This window comes from Pseudomonas sp. PSB18, assembly GCF_014596565.1.
GTDB lineage: Bacteria > Pseudomonadota > Gammaproteobacteria > Pseudomonadales > Pseudomonadaceae > Aquipseudomonas.
This window is the reverse complement of sequence record NZ_NOIN01000011.1, coordinates 137,961-159,505: the sequence shown is the minus strand read 5'-3', so window position 1 is coordinate 159,505 and position 21,545 is coordinate 137,961. Positions and strand designations below refer to the sequence as shown.

Genomic DNA, 21,545 nt, shown 5'->3' with positions numbered 1-21,545 from the left:
GGACCGGCAGCAACTGGGTGCCGGCGGTGCCTTTGCCGCCGTCGAGCTTGATCGAGTACAGGCCCAGCACGTCCATGCCGAACCCCACCGGGCCCTGGGTGAAACCGGACTTGGCGTCGAGGATGAAACTCTGGGTCCATTCTTCGGCCTTGCCCTGGGCTGCGCTCGGGTTGGTGAAGTTGCGGTTGAAGTAGAAGTTGCGCAGGTTGAGATTGACCTTCGCATCTTCGACAAAACCCGACTCTGCGGCCAGGACAGGCAGGGCGGAACCGGCCAGGGCAACGGCGATGAGGCTGGGGAACAAATGCTGTGTGGACTTCATGGGCGTGTCTCTATTTTTTATGGACGAGAAGAACCGCTGCCGCAAACCTGGGTTGCAGACGAAACGGCGGAACCAAGGGGTTGGATAGCTGAGGATCAGCCGGGCGAGGCGGGGCGTGTGGTCATGGCGAGACACCTGTCGTTCTTGTTGTGTGCGAGGGATGGTGAAGGGCAGGCCGGGATCGCTTCAATTGGCGATTATCGGTTTTGGGCGATTATCGAACGGCAAAAACACACCTCAGTCCCACACAAAAAACCTGTGGGAGCGAGCCTGCTCGCGATAGCGGCGTGTCAGACAACTCAGCTGTGCCTGGTCCTCCGCTATCGCGAGCAGGCTCGCTCCCACAGGGTTCGTGGACGGTCTGACAGACGCGTCGATTTTTCCGACAAGCTTTTAAGGTTGTCGCTCGGAAGCCGTGCCTCTAGCCTTTTTGTGTCGCTGCCCATTCAGCGACCGGGACTGCAAGCCCGCCGAATTTGTTAGGCGCCTAGCCGCGCCCCTATAATCCATGGCGTTTTCTGATGTCATCGTTTTATGGTGGCTGTGTGCGGGAGACCTTCGGGTCTGCCGAGGTTGCCTAACGACTCGGTCTTGCAGACCCGTACACAGCTGCCACCTATCATCTGCAAGTGATGCTGGCGGCTCTCATTTTCGTTAGGAGCACCATCATGATCAAAGAAACACCCAATCCCCCTGCGCCCGGTTCCACCCTCCCCTACAACGACCCCGATCCAGACAAACTCCAAGAGGCGGCAGACCGGGCACTCGATTTCCATCTCGGCACCCACCCTGATCCCAAGCCCAAAACCTCAACTCAAGTTTTCACCGTCATCGATACCATCGACACCGAGTCTCTGCTGGCGAATCTCAGCGAAACCCTGGCTTCGGCCAATGCCATGGTCAGCGACCTGGCGTTCGATCTGGAAGGCTCGCGGCGGCATGTCGCATTGGGCGTGGCGCAGATGATTGAATTGAGTGAGCTACTGGCTAATCGTGCGTTGGATATCGTCGACCCGCGTTAGCCAAGTGGGGTTTATCCCCAAGCTGGGCTGTGGGAGCAAAGCTTGCTCGCGATGGCGCTACTTCAGTTGATCACAGCGCTTTGGCTTTGGCTTTGGCTTTTGATCTTGATCTTGAATGCCCCATTAACCACGCTGGCCGAACGCAGGCATTGCGCAGTGGGCATCCCGGCATGGATGCCGGGATAGCCGCGCTGGGCCATGGATGGCCCTTCGCGGCGGGCCCACGGAGCAATGCCGGAGTGAGGGAACACCTCGCCCAGGCGAGGTGCCGAGTGGTGGGGCCAGCGTTCTTTGCTTACTTTCTTTGGCGTCTGAAAGAAAGTAAGTCGCCGTCAGGGCGAAACCCTAAGCAGCCGTTACCGCAGCAACGGATATGTACTCAGTAAACAAACCCCGGCCGCCTGCTCCCACACAACCCTGTAGAAACCCAAACAAAAAGCCCACCTTACGGTGGGCTTCGTGTTCAACACTCAAACATCGATCAGAACAGCTTCATCTTCGGCGCCTCTTCCTTCACCGGCTCGTTCTTGCCGGTCTCGGCATTCCAGCCGCCGCCCAGCGCCTTGTACAGATTGACCTCGCTGGTCAATTGCGCCAGGCGGTCGGTGATCAACGATTGTTGGGCGCTGAACAACTGGCGTTGGGCATCGAGGAAGGTCAGGTTGCTGTCGACACCAATGCGATAGCGACGCTCGGCCAGACGGTAGTAGTCCTGGTTGGCGGCGACGAAGTCGGTCTGGGCCTGCAGCTGTTCGTTGTAGGTCTGGCGCGCGGCCAGGCCGTCGGAGACCTCCTGGAATGCCGTCTGAATCGACTTCTCGTACTGAGCGACGTTGATGTCTTTTTGGATCTTGGCGTAGTCCAGGCTCGCCCGCAGGCTGCCGGCGTTGAAGATCGGCAAGTTGATCTGCGGGGCGAAGGTCCAGGTGCCCGAGCCGCCCTTGAACAGGCCGGACAGGTCCGGGCTCAGCGTGCCGGCGTTGGCCGTCAGGCTGATGCTCGGGAAGAACGCGGCCCGCGCGGCGCCGATGTTGGCGTTGGCGGCAAGCAGGTTGTGTTCGGCCTGGAGAATGTCGGGACGACGTTGCAGCAAGTCCGACGGCAACCCGGCCGGCACTTCGCTGAGCAGGTCGTTGCTCAGCGGTTGCGAGTTCAGGTTGGCCGGCAGGCCGGTGCCCAGCAGCAGGGTCAGGCTGTTTTCGTCCTGGGCCACCTGGCGGGTGTAGCGGGCCAGTTGCACGCGGGCGTTTTCCACCGCCGTGCGCGCCTGACTCAGGTCGAGCGCCGAGGCGACGCCGACATCGGCGCTACGGGTGGTCAGCTTGAGGCTCTGCTCGTAGGTTCCCAGGGTTTCCTGGGTCAGTTTGAGCAGTTCCTTGTCGGCCTGCCAGGTCAGGTAGGCATTGGCGACGCTGGCCACCAGGCTGATCTGGGTGCTGCGGCGGGCTTCTTCGGTGGCGAAATAGCTTTGCAGTGCCTGCTCGCTCAGGCTGCGAACCCGACCGAACAGGTCCAGTTCGTAGGCGCTGATGCCCAGGGTGGCCGAGTAGGAACTGCTGATGGCCGCTTCACCGGTTTGCGAAGCCCGTGCCGGTATCCGCTGGCGGCTGCCGGAACCCGTGGCCGAGACCGCCGGGAACAGGTCCGCCCGCTGGATGTTGTACTGCGCGGCATAGGCATCGATGTTCAGTGCCGCGACGCGCAGGTCGCGGTTGTTTTCCAGGGCGACCTGGATCAACTGCTGCAGGGCCGGGTCATGGAAAAACTGCTTCCAGCCCTGTTCCGCGGCCGCCTGGCCGGCCGCCTTGGCCGGCTCGTAGGCCGGGCCTTGTGGATACTGCGCCGCGACCGGTGCTTCGGGCCGCTGATAGTCGGGGATCAGCGAGCAGCCGCTGAGCACGACGGCGGCGATGGTCAGAGAGAGTAACGACTTGCTCATTGCCCAGCCTCTTTAAAAGTTTCAGGGGTGTCGTCCTGCTTGCGACGACCTATCGACGACACGGCCACGAAGAACAGCGGCACCCAGAAGATTGCCAGGACGGTGGCGGTGATCATCCCGCCGATAACCACGGTACCGATGGCATGTTGGCTGCCTGAACCGGCACCCGTGGATATCGCCAGTGGCACGACGCCCAGGATAAACGCGAGCGAGGTCATGATGATCGGCCGCAATCGCATCCGGCAAGCCTCGATGGCCGCCTCCTGCAAGCTCTTGCCCTGTTCGTGCAGTTCCTTGGCGAACTCGACGATCAGAATGGCGTTTTTCGCGACCAGGCCGATGGTGGTCAAGAGGCCCACCAGAAAGTACACGTCATTGGAAAGGCCGCGCAAGCTGGTGGCCAGCAATGCTCCGATGATCCCCAACGGCACCACGAGTACGATCGCAATCGGGATCGACCAGCTTTCATACAACGCTGCCAGGCACAGGAACACCATCAGGATCGACAGGGCGAACAGCGCTGGCATCTGGGAGCCGGCCAGTCGTTCTTCGTACGACAGGCCGGTCCAGGAAATACCGACACCGGCCGGCAGTTTCTTGGCGATGGCTTCGACTTCGGCCATGGCTTCACCGGTGGAGTAGCCCGGAGCTGGGGTACCGAGCACTTCCATCGCTTCCACGCCGTTGTAACGGGACAACTTCGGCGAGCCATAGACCCATTCGCCCTTGGCGAACGCGGTGAACGGCACCATGGTTCCGGCGCTGTTGCGCACGTACCACTTCTGCAGGTCTTCGGGGCTCATGCGAGCGCCTGCCTGTCCTTGGACATACACCTTCTTCACCCGACCACGGTCGATGAAGTCGTTGACGTAGCTACTGCCCAGGGCAATCGACAGGGTGTTGTTGATGTCCGAAATGGTCACGCCCAGTGCGCTGGCCTTCTCGTCATCGATTTCCAGCTGGTATTGCGGCTCGTCGTTCAGGCCGTTCGGACGCACCTGGGCCAGTACCTTGCTTTGGGACGCCATGCCCAGGAACTGGTTACGCGCTTCCATCAACTTCTGATGGCCGACGCCGGCACGGTCCTGCAGGAACACGTCGAAGCCTGTGGCGTTACCCAGCTCCAACACTGCCGGAGGGGCAAAAGCGAACACCATGGCGTCGCGGAAGGTGAAGAAGTGCTGCTGGGCGCGGGCGGAGATCTTGAACACGCTGTTATCGGCGTTACGCTCTTCCCACGGCTTGAGCATGATGAACGCCATGCCCGAGCTCTGGCCGCGGCCGGCGAAGTTGAAGCCGGTCACGGTGAACACCGAGGCCACGCCATCGCCTTCACCGCCATCCTTGCCTGGACGCAGCAGGTACTCACGCATCTTGTCCACCACCACCTGGGTGCGCTGGGCGCTGGACCCGGCTGGCGTCTGGACCTGGGCAAACAGCACCCCCTGGTCCTCCTCGGGGAGGAACGAGGCGGGAATACGCATGAACAGCCAGATCATACCCACGACGATAATCAGGTAGACCAGCAGGTACGGCGCTTTATGGCGCAGGATATTGCCGACACCCCGCTCGTAGCTTTGCACGCTGCGGTCGAAGTTGCGGTTGAACCAGCCGAAGAACCCACGTTTCGCCACGCCGTGGTCACCCTTGGCAATGGGTTTGAGCATGGTCGCGCAAAGTGCCGGAGTGAAGATCAGCGCCACCAGTACCGACAGGGCCATGGCCGAGACGATGGTGATGGAGAACTGTTTATAGATCACACCGGTGGAACCGCCGAAGAACGCCATCGGCAGCAGTACCGCCGAAAGCACCAGGGCAATACCGACCAGGGCGCCCTGGATCTGGCCCATGGACTTCTTCGTCGCCTCCTTGGGCGACAGGCCTTCCTCGCTCATCACCCGTTCGACGTTTTCCACCACGACGATGGCGTCGTCCACCAGCAGGCCGATGGCAAGCACCATGCCGAACATGGTCAGGGTGTTGATGCTGAAGCCGAACGCCGCGAGGATCCCGAAAGTACCCAGCAGCACCACGGGCACGGTCATCGTGGTGATGATGGTGGCGCGGAAGTTCTGCAGGAACAGGAACATCACCAGGAACACCAGGGCGACGGCTTCGACCAGGGTTTCCACCACGCCCTTGATCGACTCGCTCACCACTGGCGTCGTGTCGTAAGGGAACACCACTTCCATGCCTTGCGGGAAGAACGGCTTGAGGTCGTTGATGGTCTTGCGCAGGGCCTTGGCCGTGTCGAGGGCGTTGGCACCGTTGGCCAGTTTGACGGCCAGGCCCGAAGCCGGGGCACCGTTGAACTGGGCGCTGATGCTGTAGTTCTCGCCACCCAGGCCGACATCGGCGACGTCACCGACACGCACTTGCGAGCCGTCCGGGTTGACCTTGAGCAGAATCGCCTTGAACTGCTCGGCGGTCTGCAGGCGGGTCTTGCCGATGATAGTGGCGTTCAGTTGCTGGCCGGGCAGGGCGGGCAGGCCGCCGAGCTGGCCGGAGGACACTTGGACGTTCTGCGCGGCGATGGCGGTTTTCACGTCCACCGGGGTCAGGGCGTAGTTGTTCAGCTTGGCCGGGTCGAGCCAGATCCGCATCGCGTACTGGGCGCCGAAGACCTGGAAGTCACCGACACCGGCCGTGCGCGAGATCGGATCCTGCATGTTGGACACGATGTAGTTGGACAGGTCGTCCTTGGTCATGCTGCCATCGCGCGATACAACGCCGATCACCATCAGGAAGTTTTTCACTGACTTGGTCACGCGGATACCCTGCTGCTGCACTTCTTGCGGCAGCAGTGGGGTGGCCAGGTTCAGCTTGTTCTGGACCTGGACCTGCGCGGTATCGGAGTTGGTACCCTGCTCAAAGGTCGCGGTGATGGTCATGCTGCCGTCGGAGTTACTTTCCGAGGACACATAACGCAGGTTGTCGATACCGTTGAGCTGCTGCTCGATCACCTGGACCACGGTGTCCTGCACGGTTTGCGCGGACGCACCCGGGTAGGTGACCTGGATCGCGATGGCCGGCGGCGCGATGCTCGGGTATTGGTTGATCGGCAACTTGAGGATCGATAGAGCCCCGACCAGCATGATCACCAGGGCGATCACCCAGGCGAAGATCGGACGGTCGATAAAGAATTTCGACATGGTTTACTCCCCTTTGCCGCCGGCTGCTTTGTCAGCTGCCTGAGCGGGGGCCGGGTTCTTGGTGGCTGCGTCGGTGCCTACGTTGCTGGCTTCGGTGGCCTTGACTTCAACCCCGGGCCTTACGTACTGCAGGCCTTCAGTGATCAGGCGGTCGCCGGCCTTGAGCCCGTCTTCGATCAGCCATTGGCTGCCCACGGTGCGGCTGGCCTTGAGCTGACGCAGTTCGACCTTGTTGTCCGGACCTACCACCAATGCGGTCGGCAAGCCCTTGAGGTCGCGGGTCACGCCCTGCTGCGGCGCGAGAATCGCCGCGCTGTTCACACCGGCCTGCAACTGCGCATGGACGAACATGCCGGGCAGCAGGGTGTGATCCGGGTTGGGGAAAACGGCGCGCAAGGTGACGGAGCCGGTGGTCTGGTCGACCGACACTTCGGAGAACTCCAGCTTGCCGTCATGGGCATACTGGCTGCCGTCCTCCAGGGTCAACTTGACCATGGCTGCATTGTCGCCTGCCTTCTGCAACCGGCCGCTTTCCAGCTCACGGCGCAGTTGCAGCAGCTCGACCGAGCTCTGGGTCACGTCGACATAGATCGGGTCCAACTGCTGGATAGTCGCCAGGGCGTCGGCCTGACCGTTGCTGACCAGCGCGCCCTCGGTCACTGAAGAACGACCGATGCGACCGGAAATCGGTGCATAGACCTTGGTGTAGCGCACGTTGATCTGGGCGGTTTGCAGGTTGGCTTCCGACTCGAGGCGATTGGCCACAGCGGTGTCGTATTCCTGGCGGCTGACGGCCTGTTCATCCACCAATTGCTTGTAGCGATCGGCGATGGACTTGGTCGACCGCAGGTTGGCCTCGGCGCTCTTGAGGGTCGCGTCGTATACGGCCGGGTCGATCTGATACAACTGCTGACCGGCCTTGACGTCGGCGCCTTCCTTGAACAGACGCTTGAGGATGATGCCGTTTACTTGTGGGCGAACTTCCGCAACGCGGAACGCGCTGGTACGGCCAGGCAACTCGGACGTCAAGGTGAAAGGCTGGGTTTTGAGGGTTACGACGCCGACCTGAGGGGGTGGTGCGGCGGGGGCCGCCTCTTCCTTTTTGCATCCGCTGAGCAGTGATGCCAGGGCGATGGCGGTAACCAGAGCGGTAACAGCTGGCTTGAATTGCATGGAAATCCTCGGGTCAGGCGCGCAACAGGCGCACTCGAAAGGTGGAAGGTTTAGAAAGGCATCATTTTTCAATTAGTAGGTTGCTAAGAAATATACTTACGTACATGGTTGTTTGTAAACAGCCAAATTGCGTACCATCCGGATTTACAAAAGCCTGACAAAGGCCCTGTTGACCGGAGGCGTTCTCTATGAGCAAGCGCCCTCCAGTCGCTTAGCTGACCTTACGCATTGCCGATGCATCCTGATTGAGGTGTTTACTGCCATGGTTCGTCGTACCAAAGAGGAAGCCCTGGAGACTCGCAGCCAGATACTCGAAGCGGCCGAAAAGGCCTTTTTCGAGCGGGGCGTGGCGCGCACGACGCTGGCCGACATTGCGACCCTGGCCGGTGTGACGCGCGGGGCAATCTACTGGCATTTCAGCAACAAGGCGGATCTGCTCCAGGCCATGCTCGACACCTTGCATGAGCCGCTCGATGAACTGGCCCGGGCCAGTGAAAATGAAGAGGAGCTGGACCCGTTGGGCTGCGTCCAGAAGTTGCTGGTGCGGTTGTTCCAGCAGGTGGCCCTGGACCCGAAAACCCGACGCATCAATGAGATTCTTTTCCATAAGTGCGAGTTCACCGATGAGATGTGCGATTTGCGCCAGCAGCGGCGCGAAGTCAGCCTCGACTGCAATGTGCGTATCGCGCTGTCGTTGCGCAATGCAATGAAGCGTGGACAGTTGCCGGGTGATCTGGACCCGGAAAGGGCGTCGGTCGCCCTTCATGCCTACATCGACGGCATCCTCTACCAGTGGCTGTTGGTCCCCGACAGTTTCGCCCTGGCTGGTGAGGCCGAGCGCTGGGTGGACATCGGGCTGGATATGCTGCGCCTGAGCCCCAGCCTGCGCAAATGAAACAAAATGCGTAATTGCGTCGATATGTGTCAATAGCGGATGGCAAATACCCCGTCGGACTTCGAGCCCGATGGGGTACTTATAGATGAACCGCTGGCAGGTTGACAGCGTGTGAGTCGCTACCGTCTATTCGACAATCAGGCGGACAGTGTAGTTGAAGGGCGGCTCGAGCCTCTTTCGGGAGATTTCCGTTCTGCACGTGAACTGGCCATTGCCGGTGTAGTTCGATCGGCTTTTCCAGTCCGGCTTGTAACTGGGCTCCAGAGCGCCAAAAACGATGGGGGCCTGGAAGCGGGTTTGCATCTGACACTCGAAATTGAAGTTGCTCATTTTATAATTGAGAACCAGCTCGATAGGTTTGACTTTCTTTAATGTCGGTTGCCAGCCAGATGTAGGGTGAGTGTAGTTCCTTTCGTGGGCTACACGGAGGATGTAAGTTGATTTTGGCGGTACGTCATGAGCGCTTAAGGGAAAGTCCGCATGTTGCGGTGGGTCAGTCAACAAGTTGGTCATGTTCAATGTGCCGCGAGTATTGTTGGTGATTTCCACGGTGACTTCGGTGGCGGCCATGGCGTGGGCAACCATGGTGAGGCCCAGTATCAGGGCAAGGATAAGACTTTTCAGGGTGTTCATAGTCATGGGTCTCTCATGAACGCAGGGCTCGCTGAAGCCTGCCTGCGTTGGGCTTGTATGCTGTTGTGTTTGATTAAGTAATGCTGTTGCTGATTTCCATTGCTCAGCGTCTTTAATGCTTTCTAAAAAATAAATATATATAAGTATCAGTCCTTTGAGTGGGTGGGGTGTTGTTCGGGTTTTATTATTAGCGTTGTCCGCAGCGGGAATCCATAGTGAACAGGTTTCGTCTTGTTATTTGATATTTCGATTCTGAATGATTGATGCGGGATAAAGTCGGCAGGCATAAAAAAGCCCCGGCTCTTTCGAGTCGGGGCTTTTCAGTAGGGCCGTTTTGAAACTTACATCACCGGGTAATCGATATAACCCACCGGGCCTTTCCCATAGAACGTTTCCGGGCGTGGCTCATTCAGCGGTGCATCGGCTTTCAAACGTGCCGGCAAGTCCGGGTTGGCAATGAAAGGCACACCGAATGCCACGGCGTCGGCCTTGCCTTCGGCCAGCCAGGCATTGGCGCTGTCCTTGGTGAAGCGCTCGTTGGCAATGTATGGGCCGCCGAAGGCTTGCTTGAGTTGCGGGCCGATGCTGTCGTCGCCTTCCTTCTCGCGGGAGCAAATGAAGGCGATGCCACGCTTGCCCAGCTCACGGGCCACATAGCTGAACGTTTCCAGGCGGTTCTCATCGCCCATGTCATGGGAGTCGGCACGTGGCGCCAAGTGCACGCCCACCCGGCCGGCGCCCCAGACTTCGATGGCGGCATCGGTCACTTCCAGCAACAGGCGGGCGCGGTTTTCCAGGGAGCCGCCGTAGTTGTCAGTGCGCTGGTTGGTGCTGCTTTGCAGGAACTGGTCGAGCAGGTAGCCGTTGGCACCGTGGATTTCCACACCGTCGAAACCGGCGGCCTTGGCGTTCTCTGCGCCTACGCGGTAGGCGTCGACAATGTCGGCGATTTCAGCGGTTTCCAGGGCCCGTGGCGTCGGATAGTCGGCCAATGGACGCACCAGGCTCACGTGGCCTTTGGGCTGGATCGCGCTGGGTGCCACCGGGGTTTCGCCATCCAGGTACGACGGATGGGAGATCCGGCCGACGTGCCACAGTTGCAGGAAGATCTTGCCGCCGGCGCCGTGGATCGCCTTGGTCACGTTGGACCAGCCACGTACCTGATCGTTGGACCAGATGCCCGGGGTGTCCGGGTAGCCCACGCCCATTGGTGTGACGGAGGTGGCTTCGCTGAGGATCAGGCCGGCAGAGGCGCGTTGCACGTAGTACTCGGCCATCAACGCGTTCGGCACGCGGCCTGCGTCGGCGCGGCAGCGGGTCAGGGGTGCCATGATGATGCGGTTGTTCAGTTCGATGTCGCCAAGTTTGATCGGGTCGAAAATAGTCGTCATGAATTACAGCCTCGAAAGTAACAGGTAAAAGTCAACGAGTTGCCGGAGCCAGGTCGGGGTTGGCGCCCTGGCGGAAAGTAATCAGGGTGATCAACAGCGCCAGTACCGCCAGTGCTCCGGCGGCCAGGGGGACGGTGGTCAGGCCCAGGCCCTGGTCGATGACGCTGCCGCCGACCCAGGCGCCCAGGGCATTGCCGATGTTGAAAGCGCCGATGTTCAGGGTGGACACCAGGTTCGGTGCCTCTTTGCCGAAGGTCACCACGTTGACTTGCAGGGCCGGCACGGCCGCGAAGCAGGCGGTGGCCCAGAGGAACAGGGTGATTTCGGTAGGGATCAGCGCCACGCTGGTCCAGCTCAATACGGTGGAGACCACGGCCATGGTGATGAATACGCCGATCAGCGTGTTCGCCAGGCTCTTGTCCGCCAGCTTGCCGCCGATGATGTTGCCCAGGGTCAGACCCAGACCGATCAGCACCAGGGTCCAGGTCACGCCACGGGGCGACACGCCGGTGACTTCACCCAACAACGGGGCGACGTAGGTGAACAGGGTGAACACCGAGGCGGAAAACAGCGCCGTCATGCCCAGGGACAGCCACAGGCCCGTTCCCTTGAGCGCCACCAGTTCCGAACGCATGTCGAGCTTTTCTTCATCGCGCTTGGCCGGCAGGAAGCGGATCAGACCGATCAATGCCACCACGCCGATGACGGTCACGGCCCAGAAGGTCGAACGCCAGCCGGCTTCCTGGCCCAATGCCGTACCCAGCGGGACGCCGAGCACGTTGGCCAGGGTCAGGCCGGTGAACATCAGGGCCACGGCCGAGGCGCGCTTGTTGGGCGCCACCAGGCCGGCGGCCACCACCGAACCGATCCCGAAGAATGCACCGTGACACAAAGCGGTCACGACCCGGGCGAACATCAGCACGTTGTAGTCGCTGGCAATGGCGCACAGCAGGTTGCCGATGATGAAAATCCCCATCAGCGTCACCAGGGCGGCCTTGCGTGGCAGCCGGGCGGTGGCCAGGGCCATGAAGGGAGCACCGATGGCCACGCCGAGGGCGTAGCCGGTCACCAACCAGCCGGCGCCAGGGATCGATACGCCCAGGTCAGTCGCCACATCGGGCAACAGGCCCATGATGACGAACTCGGTGGTGCCGATGGCGAAGGCGCTCAGGGCCAGGATAAGGAGTGAGAGGGGCATGGCGAATCCTTGTCAGAGTTCTTGGCTCATTTGCTTGAGGAACTGCTGGATCACTTCCTCGTTGCGTTTGAAGAAGTGCCATTGACCGACCTTCTGGCTGGTGATCAGCCCCGCCCGTTGCAACACCGCCAGATGGGCCGACACCGTGGACTGCGACAGGCCGCAACGCTGGTCGATCTGTCCGGCACAGATGCCGAACTCGTGGTTGTGCAATTGTTCAGGGAACTGGACCTTGGGGTCTTTGAGCCAGTTGAGGATGTCTCGCCGTACCGGGTGTGCCAGTGCTTTTATTATTTCGTCGAGGTCAAGGGTCATGAGGGCAGTTCGTATGGGTGAGTAAAACGCTATATCGCGATGAAGCGAACCTTAAATCGTTATTTCGCGATATACCAATATGGATTTGATCTGAATACCGAACAAATCGCTATATCGGGTTATAACGATATGAGCGCGACGATGCTAAGCTGCCGGTCATGAACTATCTCGCGCACCTGCACCTCGGCGGCACCGGCCGGGAACAACTGCTCGGCAGTCTCTATGGCGATTTCGTCAAGGGACCGCTGCAAGGCACCTACGACCCACGGATCGAAGCGGGCATTGCCCTGCATCGGCGCATCGACCAGTACACCGACCGCCACCCGCTGGTGGATACTGCGTTGTCGCGTTTTTCCACGGTGCGGCGGCGCTACGCCGGCATCGTGCTGGACGTGTTTTTCGACCATTGCCTGGCCCGGGATTGGGCGTTGTATGGCGACGGTGCGCTGGCGGACTTTACGTCCAGGGTGTACCGGGTGCTGGCCGACGAACCGCAACTGCCGGGACGTCTTGCGCACATCGCGCCGTACATGGCCGCGGATGACTGGCTGGGGTCCTACCAGGAATTCGAAGTGCTCGGGCAGGTGCTGCGGGGTATTTCCCGACGTCTGTCCCGGCCGGAGGAGCTGGCTGGCGCGATGGAAGAGTTGATCCGGCTTTATGAGCCGTTGAGCGAGGATTTCCGCTTGTTCTATCCGCAGCTTCAAGCGTTTGCGACGAACCACCTGTGGGAGCGAGCCTGCTCGCGATAGCGGTGTAACAGTCAACATCTCCACTGAATGTCAGACCGCTATCGCGAGCAGGTTCGCCCCCACAGGGGATTGCGCAAGGGTTTCGGATCAAGCCGCAATGGCCGGGCGCATCGGCGCCTGTTGCTTCTCGGGAACTACACCGAACAAGGCCTTGTGCACCGCCTGCTGCGCCTGGAAGGCCAGGGCCGCACGTTCCTGGCCGTGACAAGCGATGGGCTGCAGCAGGTGGATGTGCACATCCCCCAGGTCGTTACTGAACAAGCGCATCAGGTGTGACAACAAGTCGTCATCGCCTATGAACGGCGCCAGCGAATCAGGCTCGCCGTTGCGCAGGTAACGGATCGCCACGGGCTGCAACGCTACGTCGGCGTCGATGGCCGCCGACAGCAGGCGACCGTGGAACGTGCGCAACGAACGGCCGTCGGTGGTGGTGCCTTCCGGGAACATCAGCAGCGGATGCGCCTGTTCCAGATGACGGCTCATCTGCTTGCGGATCAACTGGCTGTCACCCGAACCGCGCCGGATAAACAGGCTGCCGGCCTTGGCCGCCAGCCAACCCGCCACCGGCCAGGTGCGCACTTCAGCCTTGGACAGGAACGACAATGGCGTGAGCATGCCCAGCAGCGGGATGTCGGTCCAGGACACGTGATTACTGACCCACAACATCGGTCGCTGTGGCAACTGACCGTGGACAGTCACGGAAAAGGGCAGCGCGTTGCTCAGGCGTGCCATGAAGAATCGCGACCAGCGCTGACGACGCATCATGGAGTTGGCGAGCCCCAGGCGCTCGAACAGGCTGAACACGCTGGCCATCGTCAGGCCCAGCGTCACCACCAGCAGCACTCGCGCGATACGCGCGTACACCCGCAACCGGCTCATCACACCGCTGCCTTGAAGTGGCGGGCGTAGCGTGGGCAGAGGTCGTCGCGCTTGAGCAGGATAAACACGTCGGCCACCTGGAAGTCTTCGTCCCAGCACGGCTCGCCGCAGATCTTCGCACCCAGGCGCATGTACGCCTTGAGCAGCGGCGGCATTTCGGCGATGACGTTGGACGGTACGTCGAGGGCCGGCAGCGGCTTTTTCGGTTCGGCTTGAAGGTGGTCGGTGCACAGGTAGCGTTCACGCAGGCGCTGCATGATCGCCTGGGCCTGGATGCCACCGTCCTGCATCGGAATGCTCGCGCACCCCATCAGGTAGCTGTAGCCGCCTTCGTTCAGGACTTCGGCCAGTTCACCCCAGAGCACCGCGATGGTGCCGCCGTTGCGGTAGGCCGGGTCGACGCAGGTACGGCCGATTTCCAGGATCGGACCCTTTAGGTGGATCAGGCCGTGGAGGTTGAATTCCTCTTCACTGTAGAAACGGCCCAGGCTGCTGGCGGCTCGGTGGTCGAGCAGGCGGGTGGTCGCCACGAGGCGGCCGGTGTTCAGGTCGCGTACGCCGATGTGGGCGCAGTGAACATCGTAGTCATCCATGTCCAGACCCATTTCCGCGCCCTTGAGCTTGGCGTTGAATTCGCCGCTGAAGACGTTGAAGCGCAGGGCTTGGGCTTCTTGCAAAGCCTGGACGCCGAGCAGGCGTTCGGCTTGCAGGCGGCGTTCATTGCCGGTGTCGCTGATGCGGGCGATCTGAGTCATAGCGAATCTCCGTGCGGGCTGTGTACCCGTCTTGGGGTTGAGCCAATCGACTTTCTTTATGCAGCCATGTTGTGCAAAGTCAGGCTATGTAGCCCCGGTGTCATCGCCATGAAGCTTTGGTGATGCTTATGTGACAGCCCTCAAGGATCCGCCTGTTGATTGATCGTTCCCACGCTCCGCGTGGGAATGCAGCCCGGGACGCTCCGCGTCCCCAGAGCCGAACGCGGAGCGTCCGTTGCGTCATTCCCACGCAGGAGCGTGGGAACGATCCTGAAACCGTCATCAACCTCGATTAAGCTCAACCGGTTCAATCCTCCGAGCCCCACCATATGCGCAAAGGCTGGTTCCTGATTCCGCTCCTGCTGTTCAACCTGAGCATCCATGCCGAAGACTGGCCTGGCGAGCAATGGCCAATCGGCCCGACGCCCGCCGGGTCGAGCATCGAAGCCCTCGAGCAATATGCTTTTCCGCCGCGTGACGACGCCACCCGTCAAGGCATTCGCACTGACGCGCTGCTGGTGATTCAGGACGGTCGCCTGGTCTATGAGCGCTACGCCGGCCCCACCAGCGCCGACACCCCGCACCTGACCTGGTCCATCAGCAAAAGCCTGATGGCGACGGTGTTTGGCGTGGCCTACGGTGAACAACGGTTCGCCCTGCAGGATCCGGTGGCCCGGTATTACCCCGCGTTGGGCCACTCGCCTGACTTGACCCTGGCCGATCTTTTCCACTGGGCCTCGGGCCTGGACTGGCAGGAAGACTACGAATACGCACCGCTCCATTCCTCAGTGGTGGCGATGCTCTACACCCGAGGACGTCGCGACATGGCGGCGTTCACCGCACAACACGAACGTTACAGTCCACCGGGGCAGTCGTTCCGTTATTCCAGCGGCGACAGCAACCTGCTGGCGGCGGCCTTGAAAAATATCGTCGGCCCGGCGCGATACCCCGACTATCCCTGGACGGCGTTGTTCGACCCCCTGGGCATCCACCATGCTGTTTGGGAAACCGATGCCAGCGGCACCTTTGTCGGTTCGTCCTATGCCTACCTCACCGCCCGCGACCTGGCCCGTGTCGGCTTGCTGATGCAACGCGATGGCCGCTGGGGCGAGCGGCAACTGATTCCCAAGGAGTGGGTGGCGTTCAATCGCGAACCCTTCGCCCGGTTCCAGGCCGGCCAGGACGAGGCCGTGCCCGGCGGACACTGGTGGCTAAACCGCGCCGCCGACTCCACCCTTCGTCCCTGGCCCGATGCGCCGGCGGACACCTACGCTGCGCTTGGGCATTGGGGGCAGGCGTTGTATGTCATCCCCAGCGCCCGGTTGGTCGTTGTGCGATACGGTGACGATCGCGACGGCAGCTATCGCCATAACGAATTGCTCAAGCGCGTCATGGCGGCGTTCGCCGGGGCGGTGCAACCATGAGGCGTAGACCATGGCTGACCTTGGTGGTGGCATTGCTGATCGCGCTGTTCGGTTGGCTCTGGATCGATCGGGTGGCGCTGCGGGCGTTCCCCGACATCATCAGCGCCTACACCGCCAAGGAGTATTGCTCGTGTCGTTACGTGATGGGGCAACCGGCCGACTACTGCCGTGGCTACGTGAAACAGTCGGTGCCTATCAGTGACTTTCTCGAAACCCCTGAAGCGAAACGCGTGACGGTCTCCGGGCTGGGACGCAGCAACAGCGCGCGGTGGTTGGGGGAGCGCCAGGGGTGTCGGTTGGAGCCGTGAGCCTGGATCGACGCGAACCTTGTGGCGAGGGGATTTATCCCCGCTGGGTTGCGAAGCGACCCCCTGCGTCCTGTCTGTCTCATCGCGGTGGCTGATAGTTTTTTGGGGGCGCTTTGCACCCCAGCGGGGATAAATCCCCTCGCCACAGGATCTGTGTGTTTGCTGACGATGGATTAAACAGACAGTTTGCAAGCGCCCTCGGCCCGGTTAAGGTTCGCCACAGGTTTATCTGCCCTCCGAGTGTGTATGTTCAAGCGGTTTCTTTCCGTCGCTGTCGCGACCTTGCTGCTGGCTGGCGCTGCGCTGCCCGTTCGGGCCGACTGGTACCTGGACGGCGAATCGTCACGGTTGTCGTTCATCAGCAGTAAGAATGGCAATGTTTCCGAGGTCCAGCGCTTCCTGGTGCTGCATGGCCAGGTCCAACCCAAGGGGCTGGCGCGGCTGGAAGTGGAGCTGGAATCGATCAACAGTGGTATCCCCTTGCGGGACGAGCGCATGCGCGCCGAACTGTTCGACATCAAGCAGTTCGGCGAAGCCATCGTCACCGCGCAGATCGACCTGTTGCCGATCCAGGACCTGGCCAACGGCGCACAACTGGAACTGCGCCTGCCGCTGACCGTGGATTTGCACGGCAAGCAACACGAGTACAACGTCGAACTCCTGGCGACACGCCTAGATGAACACCGCTTCCAGGTGGTGACCCTGGAGCCGGTGGTGCTCAACGCGGCGGACTTCGACCTGGCGCCGGGGCTGGAGACGTTGCGGAAAATGGCCGGGTTGTCGGCTATCAGCCTTTCGGTGCCGGTGAATGCGGTGCTGATCTTCACGGCGCGCTGACATGAGCGGCCCGGTCTTTCCATGGCGTGAAGGCAATCGGTTCGAGCTGTTGATCGACGGCCCGCAGTTCTTTCCGCGCATGCTCGTGGAGATCGCCCGCGCCCAGGAGCAAGTCGAACTGGAGCTGTATCTGGTGGAGGCGGGCGCCTGCGCCGAAGCGATGGTCCAGGCCCTTGTCCAGGCTGCCGAGCGCGGCGTCCGGGTGCGTTGCCTGTTCGATGACTATGGCAGCCTGGCGTTTACCTTGAGCTTGCGTAACCGCCTGATCGAGGCGGGTGTGGAACTGCGTTTCTACAACCGCCTGAGCTGGCGCCGCTGGGTGCGTAATCTCTACCGCGACCATCGCAAACTGTTGTTGGTGGACCAGCGTCTGGCGGTGGTCGGCGGTACCGGGGTGACCGATGAGTTCTGGAACCCCCTCGACGACCGCAGCGACTGGCACGAAGTGATGGTGGAAATCGTCGGCCCGCTGGTGCTGGACTGGCAGTTGCTGTTCGATCGCCAGTGGCTCGCCAACCGCCATCGCCGGGCCTGGAAACCGGCCTCCAATTTTGGCTTGCCGCGACTGCCCCGGGTGCCGCCGGCGGGCGAGGGCATGGGCCGGGTGGCGTATGCCGACGCCCGCCAGCACCGCGACATCCTGCAATCGCTGTCCCGGGCCTTGAACAGCGGCCAGAAACGCATCTGGATGGCGACGCCGTACTTCCTGCCAACCTGGAACGTGCGCCGCTCCTTGCGCAAGGCCGCCGCCCGGGGCATCGACGTGCGCCTGTTGCTCACCGGCCCGCGCACCGATCATCCGTCCGTGCGTTACGCCGGGCACCGCTACTACCCGCGTCTGCTCAAGGCCGGTGTGAAAATCTTCGAGTACCAGCCGTGTTTCCTGCACCTGAAGATGGTGCTGGTGGACGATTGGGTCAGCATCGGTTCCTGCAATTTCGACCACTGGAACCTGCGCTTCAACCTGGAAGCAAACCTCGAAGCCCTGGATTCCAGACTCAGCCATGCAGTGGCGGCAAGCTTCGAGCAGGACTTCAGCCAAAGCCTGCAAGTCAGCCTCGACGCCTGGCAGCGCCGCCCGTTGTGGAAGCGTTTCAAGCAGCGGGTGTGGGGGCTGGTGGATCGGTTGGTAGTGAATCTGCTGGATCGGCGGGGCTGATCCAGACACCCCAAAACAACTGTGGGAGCGAGCCTGCTCGCGATAGCGGTGAATCAGTCAACCATTCAGTCGCTGACATGCCGCTATCGCGAGCAGGCTCGCTCCCACAGGGGAGTCGTGTCGCTCTGGGATCAGAGCAACTCAAAACTCTGCTGTTTCACATCCTGGGAGTCCAGGCCGATCTGCACGTTGAATTTGCCTGGCTCGGCAGCGTACTTGAGCTGGGCGTTGTAAAACTTCAGGTCGTCTTCGCTGATGGTGAAGTGAATGACCTTCTTCTCGCCGGCCTTGAGCATCACTTTCTGGAAGTTCTTCAGTTCCTTCACCGGGCGGATGATCGAACCTGTCACGTCCTGGATGTACAGCTGCACCACGGTTTCGCCGTCACGCTTGCCGGTGTTCTCCACGGTCACGCTGGCGTCGAGCTTGCCGGTCTTGTTCAGCGTGGTGGAGGACAGGGCCATGTCCGACAGGCTGAACTCGGTGTAGCTCAGGCCGTAGCCGAACGGGTACAGCGGGCCGGTGGTGTCGTCGAAGTACTGTGAGGTGTAGTTGCCTGGCTTGCCCGGGGTGAACGGACGACCAATGCTCAGGTGGTTGTAGTAGGTCGGAATCTGACCCACGGAGCGTGGGAAGGTGATCGGCAGTTTGCCCGACGGATTGTAGTCACCGAACAGCACGTCGGCGATGGCGTTGCCGCCTTCGGTGCCGCTGAACCAGGTTTCCAGGATCGCATCGGCCTGCTGCTTTTCTTCCAGCAACGACAACGGACGGCCGTTCATCAGCACCAGCACCAGCGGCTTACCGGTGGCCTTCAGGGCCTTGATCAGCTCGCGCTGGCTGGCGGGGATGTTCAGATCGGTGCGGCTCGAAGACTCATGGGACATGCCACGGGACTCACCCACGGCAGCCACCACCACATCGGCGTCCTTGGCGGCTTTCACCGCTTCGTCGATCAGCACTTGGGCCGGGCGCGGATCGTCCACCACTTCCGGGGCGTCGAAATTGAGGAAGTTCAGGTAATCGAGCACCTTCTTGTCGCTGGTGATGTTGGCGCCACGGGCATAGATGAACTTGGCGTCACCGCCGAGGGCGCGGCTCATGCCGTCGAACAGGGTGACCGACTGCGCAGGACGACCGGCGGCGGCCCAACTGCCCATCATGTCGATCGGTGCCTTGGCCAGCGGGCCGACCAGGGCGATTTTCGCGTTCTTCTTCAGGGGCAGGGTCTGGTTGCGGTTTTCCAGCAGGACCATGCTGCGGCGTGCCACGTCGCGGGCATCGCTGCGGTGCAGTCGGTTTTCAGCGTAGGTGTCGGCCGGGTCATCCTCGGCCTTGCCGATGCGCAGGTACGGGTCCTTGAACAGGCCCATGTCGTACTTGGCGACGAGCACTTCACGCACGGCGTTGTCGATGTCGCTCTGCTCGATCTCGCCGGACTTGAGCAGCCCCGGCAATTCCTTGCCATACAGCGAGTCGTTCATGCTCATGTCGATGCCGGCCTTGATCGCCAACTTCGCCGCTTCGCGACCGTCCCGGGCGACACCGTGCTTGATCAGTTCGAAGATGGCGCCATGATCGCTGACGGCCAGGCCTTTGAAGCCCCATTCCTTGCGCAGCAGATCGTTCATCAGCCAGGTGTTGGCCGTGGCCGGCACGCCGTTGATGGAGTTCAACGCCACCATTACCCCGCCGGCACCGGCATCGATGGCGGCGCGGTAGGGCGGCAGGTAGTCCTGGTACATTTTCACCGGGCTCATGTCCACGGTGTTGTAGTCCCGGCCACCTTCAACGGCGCCGTACAGGGCAAAGTGCTTGACGCTGGCCATGATGCTGTCGGCCGCGTTGGCACCGTTGCCCTGGAACGCCTTGACCATCACACCGGCAATGCGCGACACCAGGTAGGTGTCTTCGCCAAAGCCTTCTGAGGTCCGGCCCCAGCGTGGGTCGCGGGAAATGTCGACCATCGGCGCGAAGGTGATGTCCAGGCTGTCGGCGGCGGCTTCCTGGGCGGCGATGCGGCCGGAGTGGTAGATGGCGTCCATGTCCCAGCTCGAAGCCAGGGCCAGGGGAATCGGGAAAATGGTGCGGTGGCCGTGGATCACGTCATAGGCGAAGAACATCGGGATCTTCAACCGGCTGCGCATGGCCGCGTCCTGCATCGGACGGTTTTCGGCGCGGGTAATGGAGTTGAACGTGCCACCGATGTTACCGGCGGCGATTTCCTTGCGGATCATCTCCCGGGGCATTTCCGGGCCGATGCTGATCAGGCGCAACTGGCCGATCTTTTCCTCGAGGGTCATTTGTTTCATCAGGTTGCTGATGAAAGCGTCCTTGTTCTCTATGGGGGCTGGCAGGTTGTTGGCTAATACGGATTGACTGGCCAGACTGACAAACAGGCCCAGCAAACACAGCTTCTTCATGAATAGTTTTCTCGCAGGCCCAAAGGCGGTAATCAGGACACGCCGTCAGCCAAAATGTGAGGAGTGGCTATTGTTGTTCGCTCAAATGCAGCACACTTTCGAACCCAGGGTGCTGAACTTAGTTTCGCACCGAGCATCTTTTAGCCCATCGATCCGTTTCAATCCAGTGCGGCGGCGGATTATGCCCCAGACACCGGTGGGATAGGTGGCCGTGTTTTCCAATGTAAAGGCAAGGGAGAGCTTCACCCGATGAATCTACGACTGAATCACCGAAGCGGCTTGCAACTGCTGGCCCTGATGCTGTTCACCTCGCTGCTGGCCGGTTGCGGCATCAACACGATTCCGACCCTCGACGAACAGGCCAAGGCTGCCTGGGGCCAGGTGCAGAACCAGTACCAGCGCCGTGCCGACCTGATCCCGAACCTGGTGGAAACCGTCAAGGGTTATGCCCAGCACGAGCAGGAAACCCTGACCGCCGTCATCGAGGCGCGGGCCAAGGCCACCTCGATCCAGGTCGATGCCAACACCCTCGACAACCCCGAGAAGCTCAAGCAGTTCCAACAGGCCCAGGATCAATTGACCGGGGCGCTGAGCCGCTTGATGGTGGTGTCCGAGCGCTATCCGGACCTCAAGGCCAACCAGAACTTCCTGGCGCTGCAATCGCAGCTCGAAGGTACCGAGAACCGCATCGCCGTGGCCCGTCGTGACTTCATCCTGGCGGTGCAGAAGTACAACACCGAGATCCGGACCTTCCCTGGGCGGTTGTGGCACAGCGTGATGTACAGCGACCTGCCGATCCGCGAAACCTTCGAGGCCACCAGCCCCGATGCCGAAAAAGCACCGCAGGTGAAATTCTGATCGATACCCGGCAGCCTGAAGCGTTGTGGGAGCGGGCTTGCTCGCGAAGGCGGCAGCACATCCAATGATTGTTGCCCGCTGACCCACCGCTTTCGCGAGCAAGCCCGCTC

At 61.3% G+C, this 21,545-nt stretch carries 20 protein-coding genes; 8 read left to right on the top strand and 12 right to left on the bottom strand.

What is annotated here, in order from left to right:
- Window positions 1–322, bottom strand: a 322-nt coding sequence (locus CGA22_RS22975) for an OprD family outer membrane porin (protein WP_188258714.1), incomplete at its 3' end; no start/stop codon positions are given.
- Window positions 323–990: 668 nt separating this feature from the next.
- Here CGA22_RS22975 and CGA22_RS22970 point away from each other — a divergent pair.
- Window positions 991–1,344: a DUF6124 family protein gene (locus CGA22_RS22970; RefSeq protein ID WP_041021134.1), complete on the top strand. Its 354-nt coding sequence runs from the start codon at window positions 991–993 to the stop codon at window positions 1,342–1,344.
- Window positions 1,345–1,406: 62 nt separating this feature from the next.
- Here CGA22_RS22970 and CGA22_RS22965 read toward each other — a convergent pair whose 3' ends face one another.
- The 4 genes from CGA22_RS22965 to CGA22_RS22950 form a co-directional block, all read right to left on the bottom strand.
- Complete coding sequence (locus tag CGA22_RS22965) at window positions 1,407–1,544, bottom strand: hypothetical protein (protein WP_041021133.1); 138 nt, start codon at window positions 1,542–1,544, stop codon at window positions 1,407–1,409.
- A gap of 281 nt (window positions 1,545–1,825) precedes the next feature.
- A complete protein-coding gene (adeC, locus tag CGA22_RS22960; RefSeq protein WP_041021132.1) occupies window positions 1,826–3,283 on the bottom strand; it encodes an AdeC/AdeK/OprM family multidrug efflux complex outer membrane factor in 1,458 nt (485 codons plus the stop codon).
- Window positions 3,280–6,435, bottom strand: a complete 3,156-nt coding sequence (emhB, locus tag CGA22_RS22955) for an efflux RND transporter permease subunit EmhB (RefSeq protein WP_041021131.1) — start codon at window positions 6,433–6,435, stop codon at window positions 3,280–3,282. Before emhB ends, adeC begins: the two co-directional genes overlap by 4 nt.
- 3 nt (window positions 6,436–6,438) lie before the next feature.
- Complete coding sequence (locus tag CGA22_RS22950) at window positions 6,439–7,608, bottom strand: efflux RND transporter periplasmic adaptor subunit (RefSeq protein ID WP_041021130.1); 1,170 nt, start codon at window positions 7,606–7,608, stop codon at window positions 6,439–6,441.
- A 262-nt stretch (window positions 7,609–7,870) separates the two neighbouring features.
- Here CGA22_RS22950 and CGA22_RS22945 point away from each other — a divergent pair, with 262 nt between their 5' ends.
- Window positions 7,871–8,503, top strand: coding sequence for a TetR family transcriptional regulator (locus tag CGA22_RS22945; RefSeq protein ID WP_041021129.1), 633 nt, complete (start codon window positions 7,871–7,873; stop codon window positions 8,501–8,503).
- A 126-nt stretch (window positions 8,504–8,629) separates the two neighbouring features.
- Here CGA22_RS22945 and CGA22_RS22940 read toward each other — a convergent pair whose 3' ends face one another.
- From CGA22_RS22940 to CGA22_RS22925, 4 genes are all read right to left on the bottom strand, one after another.
- On the bottom strand, window positions 8,630–9,142 hold the full coding sequence (locus CGA22_RS22940; RefSeq protein WP_041021128.1) for a hypothetical protein: 513 nt from the start codon (window positions 9,140–9,142) through the stop codon (window positions 8,630–8,632).
- A gap of 335 nt (window positions 9,143–9,477) precedes the next feature.
- A complete protein-coding gene (locus CGA22_RS22935) occupies window positions 9,478–10,527 on the bottom strand; it encodes an alkene reductase (RefSeq protein ID WP_041021127.1) in 1,050 nt (349 codons plus the stop codon).
- Between the two features lie 31 nt (window positions 10,528–10,558).
- On the bottom strand, window positions 10,559–11,725 hold the full coding sequence (locus tag CGA22_RS22930; protein ID WP_041021126.1) for an MFS transporter: 1,167 nt from the start codon (window positions 11,723–11,725) through the stop codon (window positions 10,559–10,561).
- 12 nt (window positions 11,726–11,737) lie between these two features.
- On the bottom strand, window positions 11,738–12,040 hold the full coding sequence (locus tag CGA22_RS22925; RefSeq protein WP_003198672.1) for an ArsR/SmtB family transcription factor: 303 nt from the start codon (window positions 12,038–12,040) through the stop codon (window positions 11,738–11,740).
- A 158-nt stretch (window positions 12,041–12,198) separates the two neighbouring features.
- Here CGA22_RS22925 and CGA22_RS22920 point away from each other — a divergent pair, with 158 nt between their 5' ends.
- Window positions 12,199–12,792, top strand: a complete 594-nt coding sequence (locus tag CGA22_RS22920) for an ACP phosphodiesterase (protein WP_041021125.1) — start codon at window positions 12,199–12,201, stop codon at window positions 12,790–12,792.
- 87 nt (window positions 12,793–12,879) lie between these two features.
- Here the strand turns inward: CGA22_RS22920 and CGA22_RS22915 are convergent, their stop codons facing one another.
- Both CGA22_RS22915 and olsB read right to left on the bottom strand, forming a co-directional pair.
- A complete protein-coding gene (locus CGA22_RS22915; protein ID WP_041021124.1) occupies window positions 12,880–13,671 on the bottom strand; it encodes a lysophospholipid acyltransferase family protein in 792 nt (263 codons plus the stop codon).
- Entirely contained in the window at window positions 13,671–14,426 is a 756-nt protein-coding gene (olsB, locus tag CGA22_RS22910) for an L-ornithine N(alpha)-acyltransferase (RefSeq protein WP_041021123.1), read from the bottom strand. Before olsB ends, CGA22_RS22915 begins: the two co-directional genes overlap by 1 nt.
- Window positions 14,427–14,755: 329 nt before the next feature.
- On the opposite strand from olsB, the gene CGA22_RS22905 reads away from it, so the two are divergent.
- From CGA22_RS22905 to CGA22_RS22890, 4 genes are all read left to right on the top strand, one after another.
- Window positions 14,756–15,850 carry a serine hydrolase domain-containing protein gene (locus tag CGA22_RS22905; protein ID WP_041021121.1) on the top strand — a complete coding sequence of 365 codons (1,095 nt, stop codon included), beginning with the start codon at window positions 14,756–14,758 and terminating at the stop codon, window positions 15,848–15,850.
- Window positions 15,847–16,158 carry a hypothetical protein gene (locus CGA22_RS22900; protein WP_041021120.1) on the top strand — a complete coding sequence of 104 codons (312 nt, stop codon included), beginning with the start codon at window positions 15,847–15,849 and terminating at the stop codon, window positions 16,156–16,158. Before CGA22_RS22905 ends, CGA22_RS22900 begins: the two co-directional genes overlap by 4 nt.
- A 246-nt stretch (window positions 16,159–16,404) precedes the next feature.
- Complete coding sequence (locus tag CGA22_RS22895; protein ID WP_041021119.1) at window positions 16,405–16,995, top strand: YceI family protein; 591 nt, start codon at window positions 16,405–16,407, stop codon at window positions 16,993–16,995.
- A gap of 1 nt (window position 16,996) precedes the next feature.
- Window positions 16,997–18,154: a phospholipase D-like domain-containing protein gene (locus CGA22_RS22890; protein ID WP_041021118.1), complete on the top strand. Its 1,158-nt coding sequence runs from the start codon at window positions 16,997–16,999 to the stop codon at window positions 18,152–18,154.
- Window positions 18,155–18,285: 131 nt separating this feature from the next.
- On the opposite strand, the gene bglX is transcribed toward CGA22_RS22890, so the two are convergent.
- On the bottom strand, window positions 18,286–20,577 hold the full coding sequence (gene bglX, locus CGA22_RS22885) for a beta-glucosidase BglX (protein WP_041021117.1): 2,292 nt from the start codon (window positions 20,575–20,577) through the stop codon (window positions 18,286–18,288).
- A gap of 249 nt (window positions 20,578–20,826) precedes the next feature.
- Between bglX and CGA22_RS22880 the strand changes: the two genes are divergently transcribed.
- On the top strand, window positions 20,827–21,435 hold the full coding sequence (locus tag CGA22_RS22880; protein ID WP_041021116.1) for a LemA family protein: 609 nt from the start codon (window positions 20,827–20,829) through the stop codon (window positions 21,433–21,435).
- The last annotated feature ends 110 nt before the right edge of the window (window positions 21,436–21,545 follow it).

Coding starts and splice junctions, on each gene's coding strand:
- CGA22_RS22930 (WP_041021126.1), bottom strand. CDS start 11,725: ATGCCCCTCTCACTCCTTATCCTGGCCCTGAGCGCCTTCGCCATCGGC.
- olsB (WP_041021123.1), bottom strand. CDS start 14,426: ATGACTCAGATCGCCCGCATCAGCGACACCGGCAATGAACGCCGCCTG.
- CGA22_RS22935 (WP_041021127.1), bottom strand. CDS start 10,527: ATGACGACTATTTTCGACCCGATCAAACTTGGCGACATCGAACTGAAC.
- bglX (WP_041021117.1), bottom strand. CDS start 20,577: ATGAAGAAGCTGTGTTTGCTGGGCCTGTTTGTCAGTCTGGCCAGTCAA.
- CGA22_RS22950 (WP_041021130.1), bottom strand. CDS start 7,608: ATGCAATTCAAGCCAGCTGTTACCGCTCTGGTTACCGCCATCGCCCTG.
- CGA22_RS22880 (WP_041021116.1), top strand. CDS start 20,827: ATGAATCTACGACTGAATCACCGAAGCGGCTTGCAACTGCTGGCCCTG.
- CGA22_RS22940 (WP_041021128.1), bottom strand. CDS start 9,142: ATGACTATGAACACCCTGAAAAGTCTTATCCTTGCCCTGATACTGGGC.
- CGA22_RS22970 (WP_041021134.1), top strand. CDS start 991: ATGATCAAAGAAACACCCAATCCCCCTGCGCCCGGTTCCACCCTCCCC.
- CGA22_RS22965 (WP_041021133.1), bottom strand. CDS start 1,544: ATGGCCCAGCGCGGCTATCCCGGCATCCATGCCGGGATGCCCACTGCG.
- CGA22_RS22905 (WP_041021121.1), top strand. CDS start 14,756: ATGCGCAAAGGCTGGTTCCTGATTCCGCTCCTGCTGTTCAACCTGAGC.
- emhB (WP_041021131.1), bottom strand. CDS start 6,435: ATGTCGAAATTCTTTATCGACCGTCCGATCTTCGCCTGGGTGATCGCC.
- CGA22_RS22890 (WP_041021118.1), top strand. CDS start 16,997: ATGAGCGGCCCGGTCTTTCCATGGCGTGAAGGCAATCGGTTCGAGCTG.
- CGA22_RS22945 (WP_041021129.1), top strand. CDS start 7,871: ATGGTTCGTCGTACCAAAGAGGAAGCCCTGGAGACTCGCAGCCAGATA.
- adeC (WP_041021132.1), bottom strand. CDS start 3,283: ATGAGCAAGTCGTTACTCTCTCTGACCATCGCCGCCGTCGTGCTCAGC.
- CGA22_RS22895 (WP_041021119.1), top strand. CDS start 16,405: ATGTTCAAGCGGTTTCTTTCCGTCGCTGTCGCGACCTTGCTGCTGGCT.
- CGA22_RS22915 (WP_041021124.1), bottom strand. CDS start 13,671: ATGAGCCGGTTGCGGGTGTACGCGCGTATCGCGCGAGTGCTGCTGGTG.
- CGA22_RS22900 (WP_041021120.1), top strand. CDS start 15,847: ATGAGGCGTAGACCATGGCTGACCTTGGTGGTGGCATTGCTGATCGCG.
- CGA22_RS22920 (WP_041021125.1), top strand. CDS start 12,199: ATGAACTATCTCGCGCACCTGCACCTCGGCGGCACCGGCCGGGAACAA.
- CGA22_RS22925 (WP_003198672.1), bottom strand. CDS start 12,040: ATGACCCTTGACCTCGACGAAATAATAAAAGCACTGGCACACCCGGTA.